Here is an 866-nt window from a genome sequence, read left to right as displayed (position 1 = left end):
AACCATTCAAATTTTTTCATATTGCCCCCTTACCTGGCTATTGGGAAGCTAAGCCGAAATATCGTTCCTTTTCCAAGTTGGCTATCTACTGCTATTGTTCCATTTTGAAGTTCGACTAGATTCTTTACAATTGCCAATCCTAATCCTGTTCCGCCCATATCCCTTGAGCGTGATTTCTCAACTCGGTGGAATCGTTCGAAAATTAGTGGCAGATCGTTTTCAGGAATCCCAATTCCAGTATCCTCAATAATGACATGAACACTATTCTTATCATTCCATAATTGGACGTTTATAAATCCTTTCTCCGTATACCGGACTGCATTGGTTAACAAATTGGTGAAGATTTGCTCTAAGCGTATTCCGTCAGCCTCAATATATGGTATATCCTTGTCAATTTGTCTTTTTAAGGTTATGTCCTTTTTTTGAAGGTCTAATTTGACTTTAGAAAATGAAGTTTCCAATACTTCGATTAGATCGGTGGCGGACAATTGAAGATCTGTTTTTCCTTCCTCCATTTTTGACAAATCAAACAGATCATTGATTAACCTTACCATTCGTTCCGATTCGCCTTCGATTATCTCTAGGTATTGTATTCGTTCCTGTTCCGTCTTGTAGAGCCCCTTTTTTAATACTTGTGAATAGCCTTTCAGATACGATATGGGTGTGCGTAATTCATGGGAAATGTTTGCAAGGAATTCTTTTCGATTTGTGCGGTATCGATTTGTTTCAAATGCTAAATCATTGATTGCTCTCGCCAATGACCCTAATTCATCATTAGAGGTAATGTTTAAACGTATATCCAGATTCCCTTTTGCAATGTTACGTGTTGCACCTTCCATTTTTAATAAAGGATCCGACATTTTCTT

The 866-nt window shown here is 37.5% G+C and carries 1 protein-coding gene; it reads right to left on the bottom strand.

Annotated elements, in window-relative coordinates:
- Nucleotides 1-29: 29 nt before the first annotated feature.
- On the bottom strand, nucleotides 30-866 hold an 837-nt coding region (locus tag AC3G7N_RS20720; RefSeq protein ID WP_489424055.1), incomplete at its 5' end, for a HAMP domain-containing sensor histidine kinase.

This window comes from Virgibacillus carmonensis, assembly GCF_057836705.1.
Note: the sequence above shows the minus strand (reverse complement) of the source record. Positions and strands in the feature narration are given on the sequence as shown.